Genomic DNA, 19,200 nt, shown 5'->3' on the forward strand with positions numbered 1-19,200 from the left:
TCAAGGAGGCGCGGGCGGGGTCCATGCTCCACGCCCGCTGTCCGCTTAGCGCTGCGCGTTCTGGTTGACCCACTGGAAATAGGCCCAATTCAGCCGCGTTCCGATGTTGAATTGGTCATTGCCGGCGACATGCACGCCATTGATGACGCGTTCCTTGGTGTCGGGGTTGTAGTCGTAAATGGAGCTGCCGCTCATCCCGCCAAAGGTGTCGCAGTCGTAGAAGAAGTTTGTCTCGATAACATTGACGTCGAACACATCGCAGGACGCCCGCCACAGCGTGCTTGTCGGCTTGTCGCCAGGGTAGCCGACGATGTTGGCCTTGAACGACTGTGCCGGGTCGTAGACGCTGTACCCCATCCAGCCGAGATTGTCACCGACCGGCTGGGACAGCGTGATAACGGCGATGTCCCAGGGCGTATTCCCGGTCTGGGCGTTCTCGATGTAGCCGTTCAAGATGAACACGTCTGACCAGCTCACCATGCCGAAAGGCGCGTTGTTGCCGTTCGCGGCCGGATAGAACTCGTAGTCTTTCAGCCAGCCGCCAGCCTCTGCGCTGTAAACGCAATGAGCGGCGGTGATGACCGCACGCGGCGAGATCAGCGTCGCGGTGCAGGTGCTCCAGTTGCCAGCGTTGTCGACCGACCAGAGCTGGCCGATGGTGCGGAAGGGATAATCGGTGGTCGAGTTGATCTGGACGCGGCTGTCTTCGCCGAGGACGGTACGGTCGGATTCCGCGAAAAGCGGATCTTCGCCCGTCGGCCGCGCCGCGCGCTCCGGCCGGTTGCCGTCGGACTGGAGCTTGATGTTCTCCTGCAACGCTCCGTCCGGCGCGACGGTCTCCTCACCGCCACCCTTCTTGCGCGAGATCGTCGTGAAGCCACGCTGGAGCTCTTCCAGTGTCGGCTCACGCAGCGACCGCTGCTGCTCTTCATCGACCTTCGGGGTGCGGTCGACCACCTTGCGCGACGCCAGGTCTGGCACGGCGTCCAGCGATCGCGGCGTCTCGCCATCCCCCTGGCTGCCCGAAACGCTCTGCGCCGAGGCGTTCGATACGGCAGCCACGGAAATCGCAGTTACCGCTGCCGCAAACCACAAGTTTTTCAAAGTCATCCGGATGTTCTCCCAAGCCCTTACCAAGGGTAACCACTACACATTGATGGTGAGTTCAAGGCAACCCCAAAACCATATTTGCTGCTTTGACGCAGCGGGTGCTGGAATCCTTGGGTGGCAGGCTAGAAAATTACAGGAGCCGGTCGGCAGGCTTACGGGGAAAGGGTTTTTGCCGACGCCAGAATGGAATCGAGAAGCCCGGGGAAGCGCCGCTCCAGGTCCGCACGGCGCAGCGAAATCAGCCGGCTGGTGCCCACCGCCTCGGTTCGCGTGACGCCCGCCTCGCGCAGCTTGGCGAGATGATAGCTGATGTTGGTCTTGGAGCCGAGGTCGAGAAACTGGCCGCACGTCAGCGGTTCGGCCTCGTTGCGGGCGAGGTGGGCCACGATGGAAAGCCGGGTCGGATCGCCGAGGGCAGCCAGGATGATCGCAAGATCAAGCTGTTCGGTTGCCGGGTGCGGAAGCGACACGCTCTTTGTCCTTCGAGTTGGTTGCCATCCCTGACCGCATGTCAGGAACACTGACATGCCAACACTTGACATATTCGCACTCAAGGTTCAATTGTTCAATGAATTTTGAACAAAGGAGCGGCGCGGTCATGGACAGACGCCTGATATGGCTCGCCGTCGGCGCTTTCGCCACCAGCACCGTTGCCTTCGTCTTCGCCGGCCTGCTGCCGCTTATTTCGCAATCCGCCGGGATCACCGTGGCAGAGGCGGGGCGGCTGATGACCGTCTTCTCGCTCTCCTATGCGATCGGCACGCCCGTTCTGTCGACGCTGTTCGGCGCGGTCGATCGCAGGCGCGTCATCGCGCTGGCGCTCGTCTGCTTCATTGCCGGCAACGCGCTCGCGGCGTCGAGTTCCTCCTATCTCGGGCTGCTCGGGGCGCAGGTCGTCATGGGCGCGGCCGCCGGCCTCTTTGCCTCGACCGCACAGGCGACGGCGATAGCGCTGTCCTCGCCCGACCACCGCGCCCGCGCCGTGTCCACCGTGCTGGGCGGCACCACGCTGGCGGTAGCGTTCGGAGCGCCGCTGGGCGCGCTGATCGGACATCTCGGCGGCTGGCATGCGAGCTACCTGTTCGTGTCGCTGCTGGCGCTCGCCTGCCTCACAATCCTATGGCTGCGCCTGCCGCACGGGATCGCCGGGGTCCGGCTGTCGCTCGGGGAGCGCGTGGCCGTCATCGGCCGCCCTGGCGTCCTGCCCGCGCTTCTCGTCACCTTCCTCTACCTCACCGGCGGCTTTGCCGTGATCGCCTATTTCGGGCCGCTGGCGACCGATGGCGCCGGCATGCCCGCCGTGATGGTGCCGGCGATGTTGCTAGTTTTCGGCGTCGGCGCGGTCATCGGCAATTATTCCAGCGGACAGCTCTCCGACAGGCTGGGAGCGACCCGCGTCGTGGCGCTGTCGCTCGTCGGCTCGATCACGATCTGCGTACTGCTCACCATCCTCCTCGAGTTCGCGCCGCCTTTCGTCGCCGGGCCGCTGCTGATCGCGCTGATGCTGCCATGGGGCATTGTCGGCTGGATGTTCCCGCCAGCGCAGGCCAGCCGACTGGTCGCGATCGCCCCGGAGCTTGCCAGCCTGACCATGCCGCTCAACGTCTCGGCCATGTATTTCGGAATCGCGCTCGGCAGTTTTGTCGGCGGGCAGGCGCTGGAGCTTGCGCCGGCCGCCGACCTTGGACTGACGGCGGCGGTCTTCTCGCTGCTTGCGCTTTGCGTGCTGGCGGTGAGCAGCCGCCGGACGGCCAAGCGCGTGCTGCAGCCGGGCTGAGCCCCTGCTTTCGACCAACGGCAGGAACCAAACCGACAGCTTCCCGTTTAGTCGCGCCAGGGGCAGGGTACCGTAGGCGCACGCCCTGCGATCCAGCAAAAACCCTGTGACTTGGCCTTGCGCTTCGGATAGTTTCGAGGCGCAAGTGACCGCATCGATCGAGGGAACGCCATGCGTTGGAGAGGCCGTCGCGAGAGCGATAACATTCAGGACATGCGGGGTAGTGGTGGTGGCGGCATGGGTCGCGGCTTCCCCGGAGGCATGGGCGGCCGGCAGATCAGGTTCCCGACCGGGCGTGGCGGTGGCGGCATCAGCATGTCCACGATCATCATCCTCGTCGTTCTGTTCTTCGCGCTGAAGGCTTGCGGCATCGATCCGCTTCAAATCCTGGCAGGCGATCCGGGCGGCTCGTCGGTACCGGGCGGCGGTGGTCAGGTGACGCAGACTGAGCCGGGCACAAATGCTGGGCCTTCGGACGAGATGAAGCAGTTTGTCGGCGTCGTGCTGGCCGAGACAGAGGATGTCTGGAACGGCATCTTCCAGGCGGAAGGCGCTCAGTACAGCGAACCGCAACTCGTGATGTTCTCCGGTCAGGTCCAATCGGCCTGCGGGTTCGCGTCGTCCGCATCCGGGCCATTCTATTGCCCGAGCGACCGCAAGGTCTATCTGGACACCACCTTCTTTGAACAACTCGACCGCCAGTTCGGAGCCTCCGGCGACTTCGCGCAAGCCTACGTGATCGCGCATGAGGTCGGCCACCACGTCCAGAACCTCATCGGCGTACTGCCGAAGTTTAACCAGATGCGCCAGCAAATGAGCGAGGTCGAGGCCAACCAGATGTCGATGCGCGTCGAGCTTCAGGCTGACTGCTTCGCCGGCGTCTGGGGCCATTACACCGAGCAGAAGGGGCTTCTGGAACAGGGGGACGTCGAGGAAGCGCTGAACGCGGCCCAGCAGATCGGCGACGACACGCTGCAAAAGAAGATGCAGGGCTACGTCGTGCCGGAAAGCTTCAACCACGGCACCTCGGCACAGCGCCAGAAATGGTTCGCGAAGGGGCTACAGTCGGGCAAGCTGTCGGACTGCGACACCTTCAACAACCCGATCTGAGGCGCGATATTTGGCGGCGAGCGAATTCGCCGCCAATCTTCGCCCGCCTGGGCGTCAGCCTTTCGACGCGGCGAGGAACGTCTTGTAGACCCAGCCGGACTTGCCGTTCCAGGTGATGTTGCACCACTGGTCGCAGGACCTGACGTTCACGGACGCACCGGCCGGAACCACGCCGAGCACGCTCGCGCCCTTTTTCGGGCTGGTGCGCATGTTGACGGCGCTCTTGATGCGACCGGTTCCGGAAACCGCGCCTGCGGTCTTTACAGTGGTCTTAACCTTGCTGCCGGAGGTATCGTTGTCATCGGACGGATGACCGGCCAGCCCGCCGACGTTGACACCGGGCAGCGAGGCAATTTCGGTTTGCTTCTCGACGGCGGCGGGTTTTGCCTTGGCAACCTTCTTCTTGGGTTTCGGCGCGGGAGCGACTTCCTCCGGCGAAATCGCCGACGTCATCGTGTCGTCCTCACCGGTACCCTCGGCGAAAGCCCCGTCGCCGCTGCCTTCATCGGCGTAGGCGAGTAGGGGGTCGCCGGTTGGATCGTCGGTCGGCACCTCGATGGCATGTTCCGGGCCGACGGCTGCGACCTTAGCGATCGCCTCGGCGTCCGGCAGAGTCGCTTCGATCGGTTCGGCCTGCGGCTGGACAACCGCGCCGGCTGGCAGCGCGGGCGCGGCGGCGACTGAGGCCACCGTGGAGGTAGCATCCACACTGGCCGTGGCAGCCACACTGGCCTTGGCAGCCACACTGGCGGTCACGACCGGCTTGCCGTTCGCCGGTACATCGACGGTGCGCGCAAGCGCGCGATCGGCCAGATAATCGACGAAAAAGGCGCTTCCGGCGGCAACACCGACAACGATCGCACCAGCGGCGGAAAGACTCGCAATACGTCGTGCCTTACCGGATTCAATCCGGTCGGCATTGAACAGGAGCCTGTTTTTCGGCGCGCGAACGGCACCGATTTTCAGGGGACTCTTCACTACCCGTCTCCACGCAAGCCCCCACCCGCGCAATCACTCATTGTTTAGAATTGTGGCAACGATGGGTCAAGAACGACCCGGCGCGCCAACAATTTTCAACCCGAGTTGTCCAGAGAAATCGCGTGGAATTGCGGGTTAGCGCTCCGCCAGCGCCGGTTCGCCGCGCCGCTCGCGGATCAAGTTGGCGAAGCGGCGGAACAGGTAGTGCGAATCCTGCGGGCCGGGCGAGGCTTCCGGGTGATGCTGGACCGAGAAGACCGGCCGGCCGGTAAGGGTGATGCCGCAGTTCGAACCGTCGAACAGCGAGACATGCGTTTCCTCGACGCCTGCGGGCAGTGAGTCCGCATCGACGGCGAAACCGTGGTTCATCGACACGATCTCCACCTTGCCGGTTGTGTGGTCCTTCACCGGGTGGTTTGCGCCATGGTGGCCCTGATGCATCTTGGCGGTCTTGCCGCCGAGCGCCAGCGCCAGCATCTGGTGGCCGAGGCATATGCCAAAGACCGGGATGTCGGTTTTCAGCAGGTCCTGGATCACCGGCACGGCATATTCGCCGGTCGCTGCCGGGTCGCCCGGGCCGTTGGACAGGAAGATGCCGTCCGGCTGCATGGCGAGGATTTCAGCGGAAGAAGTGTTTGCCGGAACTATGGTCACCTTCGCGCCGAGGCCGGCGAGCAGGCGCAGGATGTTGCGCTTCACGCCGTAATCGACCGCGACCACATGCATGGACGGGTTGTCCTGCTCGGAATAGCCCTCGTTCCAGACCCACGGCGTCTCACGCCAGACCGACGACTGCCCGGAGGTGACATCCTTGGCGAGGTCGAGGTCGACCAGGCCCGGCCATTCTCGTGCGCGCGCCTTGAGGTCGTGGAGGTCGAAGACTCCGTCGGGCGCATGGGCGATGACGGCGTTGGGCATGCCCTTTTCGCGGATCAGCGCGGTCAGCGCGCGCGTGTCGATGCCTGCCATGGCGATAACGCCGCGCCGCTGCAGCCAGTCATGCAAATCATCGCGCGAGCGATAGTTGGAAGGGCTGGTGACGTCGGCCTTGAAGATCGCGCCGACCGCGCCGTGGCGGGCAGCGGGCGTCAAATCCTCGACGTCCTCGTCATTGGCGCCGATGTTGCCGATATGCGGGAAGGTGAAGGTGACGATCTGCCCGGCATAGGACGGGTCGGTGAGGATTTCCTGATAGCCGGTCAGCGCCGTGTTGAAGCAGACTTCGGCGACCGCGCTGCCTGTCGCGCCGAGGCCGCGCCCCTCGATCACGGTGCCGTCGGCGAGGACGAGCAGCGCGGTGGGCTTTTCGGCGATCCAGGCAGTGGTCGGTGCAATCATGGTGCGGCTTCTCTCCTCGAGAGGCGGAAATGGTGGCGCTGTGCATGCGGAACCGCGGCCGGCATGGTCACTGCCTCCGCGCACCCGTCAGATGTAGTTCGTGCAAGGCCCGGTCAATAGGGGAGAGACGGACGAGCGTCAATGGATGATATCTCCAGCATTGAGCCCGCTGGCGCGTTGCATTCGCATGGCGGTTGGCGGAATGTGCCGCCGCGTTACTTTTGGCCAGCAGTTGGCCGAGAGGGGAGCCATGTACACCGCAATCGTCGTGCTTCTGATGATCGTGCTGCCGATCGGCTCGATCCTGGCCGAAATGCTGCTGGGCGGCGGCGGCGTGCCAATCCTGCTGCTTATCGGCAAGTGGTTCGTGTTCTGGGCTGCCGGCTGGCGGCTGATGCTGGCGGGCATCAAGCAGATTTCGCAGCCGCAATTCACCGCGCATGAAATCTTCAAGATGAAGACCGACGAGGCGCTGCCGATCGTGCGTGAACTCGGCATTGCCAATTTCGCGGTGGGTGTTTTGGGCGTGGCGTCGATCTGGGCGACCAGCTTCGTGCTTCCCGTGGCCATCGCCGGCGCGATCTTTTACGGCGCGGCGGGCATCCAGCACGTCACGCTCAAGGACAAGTCGGGCAATGAGAGCCTCGCCATGGCGACTGACCTGCTGGCCTTCGCGGTGCTGGCGGCCTATGTCCTCTATGTGTGGTTCAGCTGAGACCACACGCCGGGTCATCGACCAAGCCGGGCCATCGACCAAACGGATAAGCGAGTCATGTTCAGGTCCCTCAAGGGCAAAACGGCGATTGTCACCGGCGCGAGCAAGGGCATCGGGCGCGGGATCGCGGGCCGGCTGGGCGAGGCTGGGCTGAATGTCCTGGTCGTCAGCCGGACCATCGCCGACGCTGAAGCCGTCGCAAGGGAGATTGGTCCCAACGCTTCGTCCTTCGCTGCCGATGTTTCCAGCCCGGAAGGGTGCGCGGCGATGGCCGATGCCGCCGTTAGCCGCCATGGCGGCATCGACATCCTGTGCGCCAATGCCGGGATTTTTCCGTCCGCGAAACTGGGCGAGATGACATCAGCCGATTTCGACCACGTTATCCGGACGAACCTCACGAGCACATTCCTTTCCGTGTCGGCGGTGTTGCCGGCGATGAAGAACAACCGGTGGGGTCGCATCGTTCTCACGTCTTCGATAACCGGGCCGATCACAGGTTTCGCTGGCTGGTCCCATTACGGAGCGTCGAAGGCGGGCCAGCTCGGCTTCATGCGCTCGGCGGCGCTTGAGCTGGCGCCGTGGAATATCACCATCAACGCCGTGATGCCCGGCAACATCTGGACCGAAGGCATGGAAGGAAACGGTGACGGTTACGTCAAGGCGATGGAGGCATCCATACCGATGAAGCGGCTCGGCGACGTCAAGGACATTGCCAACGCCGTGCTGTTCTTCGCCTCCGAGGAAGCCGGCTATATGACCGGGCAGACGCTGGTCGTCGACGGCGGACAGGTGCTGCCCGAGACGCTTTCGGCAATGGATTGACAAACCCGAGGCGATTTAGGCCTAGAACAAGGGTCATAAAGAACGGAGTTTGCAATGCGTGAGAAGATCACCGACGCCCTGAAGGCGGCCATGAAATCTGGCGCCAAGGCGCGCCTCTCGACGCTGCGCATGGTCAACGCCGCCATCCAGGATCGCGACATCGCCAATCGCGGCACCGGCAAGCCTGCCGCCAACGACGAGGAAATCCTGCAGATCCTGACCAAGATGGTGAAGCAGCGTCAGGAATCGGCAAAGGCCTTCGAGGACGGCAAGCGCCCCGAACTGGCCGCCGCCGAAAACGCCGAGATCGCCATCATCGCAGACTTCCTGCCCAAGCAGATGGACGAAGCCGAGTCGAAGGCGGCGATCAAACAGGCGATCAGCGATGCCGGCGCGACTGGTGTGCGCGACATGGGCAAGGTGATGGCCGAGCTGAAGGCGAAATACACCGGCCAGATGGATTTCGGCCGGGCGAGCAGCTGGGTGAAGGACCTGCTGCAGTAAGCGAAGTCGACGTGCGCGGTATGATGAACCTTGTTGCGCCTAGACCCAGCACGCGCTTTTCTTGCTAGAAGAAGCAGAGTGAGCATGTTTGACATCCGGGAGCTCGACGAACAAGCTACCCCCCTGGGCTTCAAACGTCGTGGAAAACAGAACTGGGTTCGCAGGACAGACGACTTCGTCCAGCTTATCAATCTGCAAAAATCCGCATGGTCTGGCGAGATGAACTATCTCAATTTCGCGTTGTGGCCCTTGGCATTCGGTGAACCTCCGACTTTAGCAGAAAGCAAATTCCACTTCAGAGTGCGGGCAGATAGCTTCCAAACGCTGTTTCATTTCGCTTGCGAGCTAAAATCACTCGCCGCACTTAGGATTCATCCGATACGCGCAAGTGCACTCAGCACAATTGCGTTGACGAACCTTCTAGACCAACCACGAACTCAGATTTCAAACTAAAATGTAACTTGCCAGTAAGCGGAGCAAACAAATGCAAAAGCGTCCCTTCGGCAATCATGGCGTCCAGGTTCCGGTCATCGGGCAGGGGACGTGGAATCTCGACGGGCGCAACGACGCGGGTGCGATCGAGGCGCTGAGGCGCGGACTTGACCTCGGCATGGCGCATGTCGATACCGCCGAGATGTATGGCGAGGCCGAGCCGCTGGTGGCCAAGGCGATCGAGGGCCACCGTGACGAGGTTTATCTCGTGTCGAAAGTGCTGCCGAGCAATGCCTCGCGCGCCGGCACGATCAAGGCCTGCGAGCGCTCGCTGGCGCGTCTCAAGACCGACCGGCTGGATTGCTACCTGCTGCACTGGCGTGGCGGCACGCCGCTGGAGGAAACGTTCGCGGCCTTCGAGGAACTGAAGCGCGCCGGCAAGATCCTGTCGTGGGGCGTGAGCAATTTCGATGTCGATGACCTGGACGAGGCACTGGAGATTGCCGACGAAGGCAAGATCGCCTGCAATCAGGTTCTGTACCATTTGCAGGAACGCGCCATCGAGCATGCGGTTATTCCGTGGTGCGAGAAGCATGGGGTGGCAGTCGTTGCCTACAGCCCGTTCGGCAGCGGCAGCTTTCCCGCGCCTTCTTCTTCGGGCGGTCGCGTGATCGGGGAGATCGCGCAAGCGCATGGCGCGACGCCAAGGCAGGTGGCGCTCGCGTTCCTCACGCGCCGGCCTTCCGTGTTCGCCATCCCCAAGGCGTCGAGCGCCGGCCATGCGGCGGACAATGCGGCGGCCGGCCACCTTGTGCTTTCGGCAGCCGACATGGACAGGATCGACAAGGCTTTTCCGCTCGGACGGCCAAAGAGCCTGCCGATGATTTGAACTACGCTTTTTGAATCGCGCCGGGCGGAACCGAAGCCGAGCGTTTTTCCCAGACGGTAGAGCCGATGGCGACGAGCGTTGCGACCGTCATCGAGACGATGCCGACCAGCGGCAGGCTGCGATAGTCAAAGCCTGCGTTCAGCATCAGCGCGCCGACAGAAGCGGCAATCGCGATGCCGACATTGAAGCCGGAGGGGATCAGCGAGGAGGCGAGGTTTGGCGCATCGGCTGTCCAGTTTAGGATGCGCGTCTGGATCGGCGTGCCGATGGCGAAGTTGATGCCGCTCCAGACGAACAACGCCGCAATCATCGGGATCGGAAAGGGGCTTACCAGATAGATGATGAGCATCGTCACGGCCTGCAACGCCGGCAGGATCATGAGCGTCGGAAGGAGATGGCGCGCCGTCAGCCTGCCGCCGATGAAGACGCCAAGCGTGGAGCCGATGCCACACAGCAATAGCACCCACGGCACGGTGGCGGGCGCGATTCCGGTCACTTCCTGCAGCAAAGGCGTAATGTAGGTGTAGGGCACGAACTGGCAGAGCATCAGCATGAGCATGATGATCAGGCAGGTCCAGACCTGCTGGCGGCCGAGCACGCGAATTTCGTTGCGCAGGCCGGCAGGAGCCGCGACGGTTCCTGTGCCGCGCGGTAGCAGCAACGCCATCGCGATGGTTGCGATGACGCCCAGCGCGAACATGGCCCAGAAGGTGGCGCGCCATCCCCAGATCGTGCCGATGGCTGTTCCGAGCGGCACGCCGATGATGCCGGATACGGTCAACCCGGCGAGTATCAGCGCGACCGCCATGCCGCGCTGTTCGGGACGCACTAAGCCGATCCCGACCACCATGGCGACGCCGAAATAGACGCCATGCAGGACGGCGATGGCGACGCGCAGCCCGAGCATCGACACGAAGTCCGGCGCGAGCGCGCAGGCGAGTTGTCCGACCGTGAAGCCGACGAGAAGCCATACCAGCAGCGTCTTTCTCGCCATGCGACCGGTCGCGATGGTGAGGAGCGGCCCCCCGACCGCGACGCCAATCGCATAGCCCGACACGAGGTAGCCGGCGTTCGGGATGGATACGCCGAGACCTTCTGCCACCTGCGGCAGCACGCCGGCGATCACGAACTCGGTCGTGCCGAAGGCGAAGGCGGCGAAGAAAAGGGCGAGAAGGGGAAGCGGCATGGGGGCAGGGCCTCGACTGAGGCGGCGAGAAACCACGAAAGCAGAAGCCCGGCAACCGGGAATTTTTGGGCCAGACTTCAGATTTGCTGCATGGGCCTTGACGTTCAGCCGGCGGCCAGCCGGGAACCGCGCAGCAGGCCCTGTTCCTCCAGCACCGGATAGGCGATCGAGGCGAGCAGCGAGTTGATCTGCTTGAGGTCGCGGATCGTGTCGAGGTGGATGGTGCTGGTCTCGATGCTTTTCGGCGTTCCCTCGCGCAGCCGCGCGAAATGGCTGCTGCTGGCGGATTTCTCGACGTCGCGCAGTCGGTCCTTTTCCTGCACGAGCTGGAGTGCAGTCGCGGAATCGCGCGACACCAGCACGTTGAAGGCAAGCCGTGCGTTGGCCAGGACGGCGGCATGGAACGCTGAAAGCTCGCGCCAGCCTTCCGGCGTAAATTCCAGCCCGCGCTCCATCTTCTTGCGGACGTGCGCCAGCATGTTGCGGACGATGATGTCGCCGACCTGCTCCAGCTTGACGCAGGCGCCGATGAGTTCCTGGCAGCGCAGCGCCTCGTCCTCGGTCAGCTTCCGGCTCGTCAGCTTGGCGAGGTAGATCTTGATCGCGGCGTGCTTGCGGTCGACGCGGTCGTCGAGCGCCGCCAGCGCCTTGATCTTCTGATCGTCGGCGGATTCGTAGAGCTCCATGATGCGCGCAAGCATGATCTCGATCGTCTCGCATACGCCGACGACCTCGCGGGTCGCGTTGGCGAGCGCTTGGCTCGGCGTGTCCAGCGCAGCTTCCGAAAGCGCCGAGATTTCGGTTGCCGAGAGGTCCTCCTCCACCTCCGACGCGTTGATTGCGATGACGCGTTCGGCAAGGCCATGGACCATGCCGGCAAGCGGCATGCCGAGGATGACGAGCGCCACGTTGAAGGCGATATGCGCGTTGACGAGCTGCGCCGGAACTGTCGAGCCGAGAAGATCGAGCGGCGGCGCGAACAGGATCATGGCGATGAGCGCGACCAGCGCGCCTGTGCCCCGCAGGATCAAATTGCCGAGCGGCACGGTGCGGGCCTTGCGCGGCGAGGCGCGCGACAGCACCACCGCGATGATGCCACCGCCGAGATTGGCTCCCAGCACCAGCACGACGCCGAGCTCCACCGGCACCAGCCCGCGTGCGGCAAGCGCAACGACCAGCAGGATGGCCGCGACGCTGGAATGGAACAGCCATGTCATGATCGCCGCAATGAGGAAGGCCGTTACCAGGTCGCCTGACAGATAGTTGACGACGACGGGCAGGATGCGGCTTTCGCGCAACGGCTCGGATGCCTCGCCGATCAGCCTGAGCGACAGGATGAGCAGGCCGATACCGATGAGGATGCGGCCAAGCTGGAGCAGGTCGCGCCGCGAGGTCGACATGAAGAGCACGGTGCCGGCCACGAGGCAGATCGGCACCAGTTCCTGCAGGTTGAAGCTGAGCAGCTTGACCACCAGCGACGAGCCGACATCGGCGCCGAGCACGGCAAGCAGGCCGGCCGTGCCGCCGACGATGCCCGACCCTGCGAATGAGCCGACGATCAGCGCGACCGCCGTGGCGCTCTGCAAGCAGATGGCGAGCAGCGCGCCAGCTCCGACCGCGAGCAACGGGTTCTTCAGGATCGAGCGCAGTCTGAGGCGCAGCACGTCACCATAGGCGCGCTCGACGCCCGTGCGCACCTGCCGCGTGGCGAACAGCAGCAGCGCCACGGCACCCGCCAGATGCAGGAGGACGAGCGAGCCGCTCAAGACGCTACCGCCGGTCGGCTGGCGGGAGGCCGGTTGGGGGACAGGGGTACTATTTGATCCATTGGCACGGCAATGCGGATTTGTTCAGGTTGGATAATGAAACAAAACATATGACAGCGGCGGTTCGGCGACGACCGACCAAGTCGGAAAAAAGATAGCCGGTTAATGAAACAGCGCTGTGTCGCCGGCATTTGCAGGATGTGTTGGGGCGGGTGATTCAGACAAGGAATTAACCAAGGTAAACAGCTGAATCCATTACGGAATTGTAATGCGGTCGTTCAGTTGAGGTTCATGTACCGGCCGCTATTCCTCATGCATCGACAACGAAGGAATATCAGACATGAAACGCATCGTCCTCTCCGCCATCGCCCTCTCGATGCTGGCTCTTCCCTTTGCCCAGACCGCACAGGCCGGATCGCGCAACGAGCAGCCGCGCTACGAGTATGGGCAGGACCAGTGGAAGAAGAAGGGCTACGAGCAGCGCCGGCATGATGACCGCCGCTATGACAAGCGTCATGCCGTGAAGAAGAACCACTGGCAGCGCGGCCATCGCGTTCCCGACTGGCAGCGCCGTCATGTCGTGAAGGACTATCACCGCTACGGCCTGCGCCGCCCGGCCTACGGCCAGCAGTGGGTCCGCGTCGACAACGACTTCCTGCTGATCTCGATCGCCTCGGGCATCATCGGCGGCATCATCGCCAGCCAATATTGACCGAGAGACCGTTCTATCCTCCCTGCCTCAAACTGGCGGCCCCGCAAGGGCCGCCTTTTTTGTCCTGTGAATCGCGGGCAAGGGTTTGAAATGCTGTCGCCCTGTGGCGACTGCATGCTTATAAGGACTTGAAAGAGACCATTTTCCGCCATGCGCTTCGAACCCGCCTTTCTCGACGAGATACGCGACCGCGTGCCGATTTCATCGGTCATCGGTCAGCGCGTCTCGTGGGACAGGAAAAAGACCAACGCGTCGCGCGGCGACTACTGGGCCTGCTGCCCGTTCCATGGCGAGAAGAGCCCATCCTTCCATTGCGAGGACAAGAAGGGTCGCTACCACTGCTTCGGCTGTGGGGTTACGGGCGACCATTTCCGGTTCCTGACCGAGCTCGAGGGCGTGAGCTTTCCCGAGGCGGTCGAGCGGATCGCGGGGATGGCGGGCGTGCCGATGCCGGCGCGCGACGAGCGGGCGGAGGCGCGCGAGAAAGAGCGCACCAGCCTGATCGACGTCATGGAACTGGCGACGAAGTTCTTCCAGGACCAGTTGCAGTCGGCGGCCGGCGCGCGGGCAAGGGCTTATCTGCGCGATCGCGGCCTGACGCCGGCGACGCAGCAGTCGTTCCGTCTGGGCTACGCGCCCGAAAGCCGCAACGCGCTGAAGGAATTCCTGGCCTCTAAAGGCGTGGAAAAGGGACAGATCGAAGCCTGCGGGCTGGTCCGTCACGGTGACGATATTCCGGTGTCCTACGACTATTTCCGCGACCGGATCATGTTCCCGATCCCGGATTCGCGCGGTCGCATCATCGCCTTCGGCGGGCGGGCGCTGTCGCCGGACGCGCTGGCGAAATACATGAATTCGCCGGAAACCGAGCTCTTCCACAAGGGCAACGTGCTCTACAACTTCGCCCGCGCCCGCAAGGCGGTGGCGCGCGGGGCGACGGTGATCGCCGTCGAAGGCTACATGGACGTGATCGCGCTGGCGCAGGCCGGCTTCGAGAACGCCGTCGCGCCGCTGGGCACGGCGCTCACCGAAAACCAGATGGAACTGCTGTGGCGCATGTCGGGCGAGCCGGTGCTCTGTTTTGATGGCGACGCGGCGGGGCTGAAAGCGGCGTGGCGCGCTGCCGACCTGATCCTGCCCACGATCCAGCCGGGCCGTACCGCCCGTTTCGCGCTGCTGCCCGAGGGCAAGGACCCCGACGATCTCGTCAAGGGCGATGGCGCGGACGCCTTCCGGCAGGTGCTGGAGGAAGCCAGGCCGCTCGCCGACCTATTGTGGATGCGCGAGACGCAGGGCGGCGTCTTCGATACGCCCGAGCGCAAGGCCGAGCTTGAAAAAACCTTTCGTGAGATCACGGGACGCATCCGTGACGAGAATCTGCGCTTCCACTACGCGCAGGAGATGCGCGAGCGCGTGCAGACCTTTTTCGGCCGCGCCAGGCAGAAGCCGTTGCGCGCCGGCGAATGGGAAAAACGCAAGCCCGGCGCGCAGGGCCCGCAGGGGCAGGGCGGCCAGTTTGCCCATCCGGGCGCGGGCGCCAGTCGCTTCGCCGTGTCCGAAAGCCTTGCGCGCTCGGCTCTGGTGAAGCGTGGCGGCGGCGTCATGCCGCTGCGGGAGGCAGCGATCGTGGTGGCGCTCGTCAACCATCCCTCGCTGATCGACGAGAATTTCGAGCATACGGAGTTCCTCGAACTGTCTCATCCGGACCTTCGCCGGCTCCACGCCATCATCCTCGACGCGCTTGCCCACGACGCCGCCAACGACCGCACTGAGGTGCTCGCCCATATCGCGAGTGCCGGCCAGTCGGAGGTTTGGCAGCGTGCAATCGCGCTGATCCGCAAGGCACGGCTGTGGCCCGTGCTGGAAGAGGCGGCGGTGGACGACGCCCGCGATGCCTTCGCCCAGGCGCTGCACTTGCACCGCAGCGCCGGCACTCTACATAAGGAGCTCAAGGCGGCCGAGATGGCGCTCGCGACAGAACCGACAGACGAGAATTATCGTCATCTGGTCGAAATCCAGACCCAGTTCCGCGACGTCCAGGCCACTGAAGCACTGATCGAAGGGTTTGGGGTTTCGTCCGGAAGAGCGGGGCGCAGCTTCTGAGCATTTGATTCGCTTTTTTAACGCGAATCATGCGAGAGGCGCTTGACCTTTGGCGAGAATGCCTGAATCAGGTCGAATCGAGACGTTAACCTGCGAAAGGCCGCGCACGAATTAATGCGGAATTGTAATGCGGCAAGGTGGACGGAAACGGGTATCCGCCCCATTTCACGGTGTTGATCGGTAGCTAGGATACGTACGGAGACTGGCTCGAAAACGGGTTGGCGAGTACGAAAATTGTATCCGGTGCGGGCGTTCGGGGGTGCCCGGGACCGTTTGGAGAAGCTGAAAGCATGGCGACAAAGACAAAGGCGAAGGAAAAGGAAGAGGCTGAGACCGAGCGCGAAGGCGCAACCGATGGTCCGCTGCTCGACCTTTCCGATGACGCCGTCAAGAAGATGATCAAGGCCGCCAAGAAGCGCGGTTACGTCACCATGGACGAACTGAACTCGGTGCTGCCGTCGGAGGAAGTGACCTCCGAGCAGATCGAGGACACCATGTCGATGCTGTCCGACATGGGCATCAATGTCGTCGAGGACGACGAGAACGCCGAGGAAGGCGAAGCCGAGGCTGCGCCCGCCGCCGATGCCGACGAGGACGCCAACGAGCTTGCCGAGCAGACCGGCACCGCCGTTGCAGCCGTCGCCAAGAAGGAGCCGACGGACCGCACCGACGACCCTGTGCGCATGTATCTGCGCGAGATGGGTTCGGTGGAGCTTCTGTCGCGTGAGGGCGAAATCGCCATCGCCAAGCGCATCGAGGCTGGCCGCGAGACGATGATCGCAGGTCTCTGCGAGAGCCCGCTCACCTTCCAGGCCATCATCATCTGGCGCGACGAGCTCAACGAAGCAAAAATCCTGCTGCGCGAGATCATCGACCTCGAAGCGACCTATGCCGGCCCCGAGGCCAAGCAGGCGCCGGTCGTGGCGCCGCGCGAGGAAGAGGCCAAGCCCGAGGAAAAGCCGCGCGGCCGCCAGGCGTCCCGCGACGACGACGACATCACCAATGTCGGCGGGGACACCCGTGGCCTCGAAGAGGAAGAAGACGACGAGGACGAGGCAAACCTGTCGCTTGCCGCGATGGAGGCCGAGCTTCGCCCGCAGGTGATGGAGACGCTCGACGTCATCGCCGACACCTACAAGAAGCTGCGCAAGCTGCAGGACCAGCAGGTCGAGAACCGGCTGGCTGCCTCCGGCACGCTGTCGCCAAGCCAGGAGCGCCGCTACAAGGAGCTGAAGGACAATCTCATCAAGGCGGTGAAGTCCTTGTCGCTCAACCAGGCGCGCATCGAGGCGCTGGTCGAGCAACTTTACGACATCAACAAGCGCCTTGTGCAGAACGAAGGCAAGCTGCTGCGCCTCGCCGAAAGCTACGGCGTCAAGCGCGACGCCTTCCTCGAGCATTACCAGGGCTCGGAACTCGACCCGAACTGGATCAAGTCGATCTCCAACCTTTCGGCCAAGGGCTGGAAGGAGTTCACCAAGAACGAGAAGGAGACGATCAAGACGATCCGCGCCGAGATCCAGAGCCTTGCCACCGAGACTGCGATCTCGATCCTCGAATTCCGCAAGATCGTGAACCAGGTGCAGAAGGGCGAACGCGAGGCGGCGATCGCCAAGAAGGAGATGGTGGAGGCCAACCTGCGCCTCGTGATCTCCATCGCGAAGAAGTACACGAACCGCGGCCTGCAGTTCCTTGATTTGATTCAGGAAGGCAACATCGGCCTGATGAAGGCGGTCGACAAGTTCGAGTATCGTCGTGGCTACAAGTTCTCGACCTATGCGACTTGGTGGATCAGGCAGGCGATCACGCGTTCGATCGCCGACCAGGCCCGCACGATCCGCATTCCGGTGCACATGATCGAGACGATCAACAAGATCGTTCGTACCTCGCGCCAGATGCTGCACGAGATCGGCCGCGAGCCGACGCCGGAGGAATTGGCCGAGAAACTCGCCATGCCACTCGAAAAGGTGCGCAAGGTGCTGAAGATCGCCAAGGAGCCGATCTCGCTCGAAACGCCTGTCGGCGACGAGGAGGACAGCCACCTCGGAGACTTCATCGAGGACAAGATGGCGATCCTGCCGATCGACGCGGCGATCCAGGCCAATCTGCGCGAGACGACGACGCGCGTGCTGGCCTCGCTTACGCCGCGCGAAGAACGCGTGCTGCGCATGCGCTTCGGCATCGGCATGAACACCGACCACACGCTCGAGGAAGTCGGCCAGCAGTTCTCGGTTACCCGCGAACGTATCCGCCAGATCGAGGCCAAGGCGCTGCGAAAGCTTAAGCACCCAAGCCGGTCGCGCAAACTGCGCAGCTTCCTGGATAGCTGAGACAAAAAAGCCCGGCGCTGCTGGGCTTTTTCGCTTTTGGATACTCGAATTGCTGACCGTCTGGTACAACACCCGCTGTCCGGTCTGCGACGCCGGCATCAGCCGTCAGAAGAGGCGGCTGATCGAAGCTGTGAAGGCGGGGCGGATCGAATTTCGCGACATCAACCTTGAGCCGGAGGCGCTGGCGCGGTTCGGAGTCACCCTGGAGGACATCAGGCGCAGGCTTCACGCGACCGACGGCGGAGGCAAGTTGCTGGTCGGGGCCGATGTCGCCATCGCGGTGTGGCGAGCGACACCGGGAGAGGGGTGGCTGGCGACGCTCGTCGGAAACCCTATAGCGCTGCCGGTCACGCGCTTTACCTATGACCGTTTCGCCGACCTGCTCTATGCTTGGAACCGTCGCAACGGGCGCTGGTAGCCCCGCAACTGACCGCGAGCGATCTCACTCTCTTGCAATTCCGCATCAAGATTATGACAGCGTTGAAGGTCACTCCTGTTGGGCCTAGGGTCTGACGATGCCGCAGAAATCGCTGACAGTGCCGACCGGGGGGCAGGGCCTATACGAAATTACCTCAGAAGCTGGGTCGTTCGTGCGCGGGGCCGGCGTGGACGTCGGGCTGCTGACGCTCTTCGTGCGGCACACATCGTGCTCGCTGTTGATCCAAGAGAATGCCGACCCGGACGTGCGGCGCGACCTCGACCAGTTTTTCCGCCGCCTCGTGCCGCCGGCCGACGATCCCTCCATGCGTTATCTCGTCCATCGCGACGAAGGGGCCGATGACATGCCCGCGCATATCAAGGCGGCGCTGACGGCGACCTCGCTCTCCATTCCGATAACGGGCGGCCGGCTGGCGCTCGGCACATGGCAGGGCATCTACCTGTTCGAGCATCGCGACGCGCCGCATCGCCGCGAGATCGTGCTGCATCTCGCCTGACAGATCGGATTTTGACCGCGAGGGTCGACGCGCGCCGCCGGAAGCACTACGTATCGACCTGACAATCAGGGACGGGAGCGCGATGTCTTTCCTCAAGCGACTTTTCGGCGGTGGCGGTGCGAGCGAGGCGTCCGAGCCCAAATCGGCCAAGCAGATCGAGCATAAGGGCTTCACGATCGTCGCCACGCCCTACAAGAGCGACGGGCAGTACCAGACCTGCGGCGTCGTCTCGAAGGAGATCGATGGCGTCGTGAAGGAGCACAAGTTCGTGCGCGCAGACCGCTTCGCTGGCTTCGACGACGCGGTCGACGTGTCGATCCGCAAGGGGCAGCAGATCGTCGACGAGCAGGGCGATCGCGTCTTCGGCCAGGGTTGAATCGGAATCTGCGCGGCCCCGGCCAACCTGCTGCCTTGAAAGACTATTTCGGTTCGGGAAGCGGCAGGAACAGCGTATGCCAGCGCGCCGCGTCGGCATGTGATTGCCATGCCTGCG

At 63.4% G+C, this 19,200-nt stretch carries 19 protein-coding genes; 13 read left to right on the plus strand and 6 right to left on the minus strand.

What is annotated here, in order from left to right:
• Positions 1 to 45: 45 nt before the first annotated feature.
• Both ABMA32_RS16535 and ABMA32_RS16540 read right to left on the minus strand, forming a co-directional pair.
• Complete coding sequence (locus ABMA32_RS16535) at positions 46 to 1,110, minus strand: trypsin-like serine peptidase (protein ID WP_349014918.1); 1,065 nt, start codon at positions 1,108 to 1,110, stop codon at positions 46 to 48.
• A gap of 152 nt (positions 1,111 to 1,262) precedes the next feature.
• Positions 1,263 to 1,580 (minus strand): ArsR/SmtB family transcription factor, encoded by a 318-nt coding sequence (locus ABMA32_RS16540; RefSeq protein ID WP_349014919.1) that lies wholly within the window; start codon positions 1,578 to 1,580, stop codon positions 1,263 to 1,265.
• 128 nt (positions 1,581 to 1,708) lie between these two features.
• On the opposite strand from ABMA32_RS16540, the gene ABMA32_RS16545 reads away from it, so the two are divergent.
• Together ABMA32_RS16545 and ypfJ are read left to right on the plus strand one after the other, a co-directional pair.
• On the plus strand, positions 1,709 to 2,887 hold the full coding sequence (locus tag ABMA32_RS16545; RefSeq protein WP_349014920.1) for an MFS transporter: 1,179 nt from the start codon (positions 1,709 to 1,711) through the stop codon (positions 2,885 to 2,887).
• 171 nt (positions 2,888 to 3,058) lie between these two features.
• Positions 3,059 to 3,997: a KPN_02809 family neutral zinc metallopeptidase gene (ypfJ, locus tag ABMA32_RS16550; RefSeq protein WP_349014921.1), complete on the plus strand. Its 939-nt coding sequence runs from the start codon at positions 3,059 to 3,061 to the stop codon at positions 3,995 to 3,997.
• Positions 3,998 to 4,051: 54 nt separating this feature from the next.
• Here ypfJ and ABMA32_RS16555 read toward each other — a convergent pair whose 3' ends face one another.
• Together ABMA32_RS16555 and carA are read right to left on the minus strand one after the other, a co-directional pair.
• Positions 4,052 to 4,975, minus strand: coding sequence for an SH3 domain-containing protein (locus tag ABMA32_RS16555; RefSeq protein ID WP_349014922.1), 924 nt, complete (start codon positions 4,973 to 4,975; stop codon positions 4,052 to 4,054).
• Between the two features lie 135 nt (positions 4,976 to 5,110).
• Positions 5,111 to 6,313 carry a glutamine-hydrolyzing carbamoyl-phosphate synthase small subunit gene (carA, locus tag ABMA32_RS16560; protein ID WP_349014923.1) on the minus strand — a complete coding sequence of 401 codons (1,203 nt, stop codon included), beginning with the start codon at positions 6,311 to 6,313 and terminating at the stop codon, positions 5,111 to 5,113.
• Between the two features lie 250 nt (positions 6,314 to 6,563).
• Here carA and ABMA32_RS16565 point away from each other — a divergent pair, with 250 nt between their 5' ends.
• The 5 genes from ABMA32_RS16565 to ABMA32_RS16585 all read left to right on the plus strand — a co-directional run bounded on the left by ABMA32_RS16565 (position 6,564) and on the right by ABMA32_RS16585 (position 9,675).
• A complete protein-coding gene (locus ABMA32_RS16565) occupies positions 6,564 to 7,028 on the plus strand; it encodes a DUF6790 family protein (RefSeq protein WP_349014924.1) in 465 nt (154 codons plus the stop codon).
• Between the two features lie 57 nt (positions 7,029 to 7,085).
• Positions 7,086 to 7,850: a 3-oxoacyl-ACP reductase FabG gene (gene fabG, locus ABMA32_RS16570; protein ID WP_349014925.1), complete on the plus strand. Its 765-nt coding sequence runs from the start codon at positions 7,086 to 7,088 to the stop codon at positions 7,848 to 7,850.
• Between the two features lie 54 nt (positions 7,851 to 7,904).
• A complete protein-coding gene (locus ABMA32_RS16575; protein WP_349014926.1) occupies positions 7,905 to 8,354 on the plus strand; it encodes a GatB/YqeY domain-containing protein in 450 nt (149 codons plus the stop codon).
• An 84-nt stretch (positions 8,355 to 8,438) separates the two neighbouring features.
• Entirely contained in the window at positions 8,439 to 8,807 is a 369-nt protein-coding gene (locus ABMA32_RS16580; protein ID WP_349015461.1) for a DUF4304 domain-containing protein, read from the plus strand.
• A gap of 31 nt (positions 8,808 to 8,838) precedes the next feature.
• Complete coding sequence (locus ABMA32_RS16585; RefSeq protein ID WP_349014927.1) at positions 8,839 to 9,675, plus strand: aldo/keto reductase; 837 nt, start codon at positions 8,839 to 8,841, stop codon at positions 9,673 to 9,675.
• 1 nt (position 9,676) lies between these two features.
• Here ABMA32_RS16585 and ABMA32_RS16590 read toward each other — a convergent pair whose 3' ends face one another.
• Positions 9,677 to 10,861, minus strand: coding sequence for an MFS transporter (locus tag ABMA32_RS16590; protein ID WP_349014928.1), 1,185 nt, complete (start codon positions 10,859 to 10,861; stop codon positions 9,677 to 9,679).
• A 104-nt stretch (positions 10,862 to 10,965) separates the two neighbouring features.
• Positions 10,966 to 12,627: a Na/Pi cotransporter family protein gene (locus ABMA32_RS16595; protein ID WP_349014929.1), complete on the minus strand. Its 1,662-nt coding sequence runs from the start codon at positions 12,625 to 12,627 to the stop codon at positions 10,966 to 10,968.
• A 340-nt stretch (positions 12,628 to 12,967) separates the two neighbouring features.
• Between ABMA32_RS16595 and ABMA32_RS16600 the strand changes: the two genes are divergently transcribed.
• The 6 genes from ABMA32_RS16600 (at position 12,968) to ABMA32_RS16625 (ending at position 19,083) form a co-directional block, all read left to right on the plus strand.
• Positions 12,968 to 13,339, plus strand: coding sequence for an RcnB family protein (locus ABMA32_RS16600; RefSeq protein ID WP_349014930.1), 372 nt, complete (start codon positions 12,968 to 12,970; stop codon positions 13,337 to 13,339).
• Between the two features lie 150 nt (positions 13,340 to 13,489).
• A complete protein-coding gene (dnaG, locus tag ABMA32_RS16605; RefSeq protein WP_349014931.1) occupies positions 13,490 to 15,442 on the plus strand; it encodes a DNA primase in 1,953 nt (650 codons plus the stop codon).
• 290 nt (positions 15,443 to 15,732) lie between these two features.
• Positions 15,733 to 17,772: an RNA polymerase sigma factor RpoD gene (gene rpoD / locus ABMA32_RS16610; RefSeq protein ID WP_349014932.1), complete on the plus strand. Its 2,040-nt coding sequence runs from the start codon at positions 15,733 to 15,735 to the stop codon at positions 17,770 to 17,772.
• A gap of 49 nt (positions 17,773 to 17,821) precedes the next feature.
• Entirely contained in the window at positions 17,822 to 18,190 is a 369-nt protein-coding gene (locus ABMA32_RS16615; RefSeq protein WP_349014933.1) for a thiol-disulfide oxidoreductase DCC family protein, read from the plus strand.
• 97 nt (positions 18,191 to 18,287) lie between these two features.
• The gene (locus ABMA32_RS16620; RefSeq protein WP_349014934.1) at positions 18,288 to 18,707 is read left to right on the plus strand and encodes a secondary thiamine-phosphate synthase enzyme YjbQ; all 420 of its coding nucleotides are present in this window, start codon (positions 18,288 to 18,290) and stop codon (positions 18,705 to 18,707) included.
• 82 nt (positions 18,708 to 18,789) lie between these two features.
• Positions 18,790 to 19,083 (plus strand): HlyU family transcriptional regulator, encoded by a 294-nt coding sequence (locus tag ABMA32_RS16625; protein WP_349014935.1) that lies wholly within the window; start codon positions 18,790 to 18,792, stop codon positions 19,081 to 19,083.
• Positions 19,084 to 19,200: the final 117 nt, after the last annotated feature.

The sequence above is a fragment of the Mesorhizobium quangtriensis genome, from assembly GCF_040081925.1.
GTDB classification, from domain to species: domain Bacteria; phylum Pseudomonadota; class Alphaproteobacteria; order Rhizobiales; family Rhizobiaceae; genus Mesorhizobium_K; species Mesorhizobium_K quangtriensis.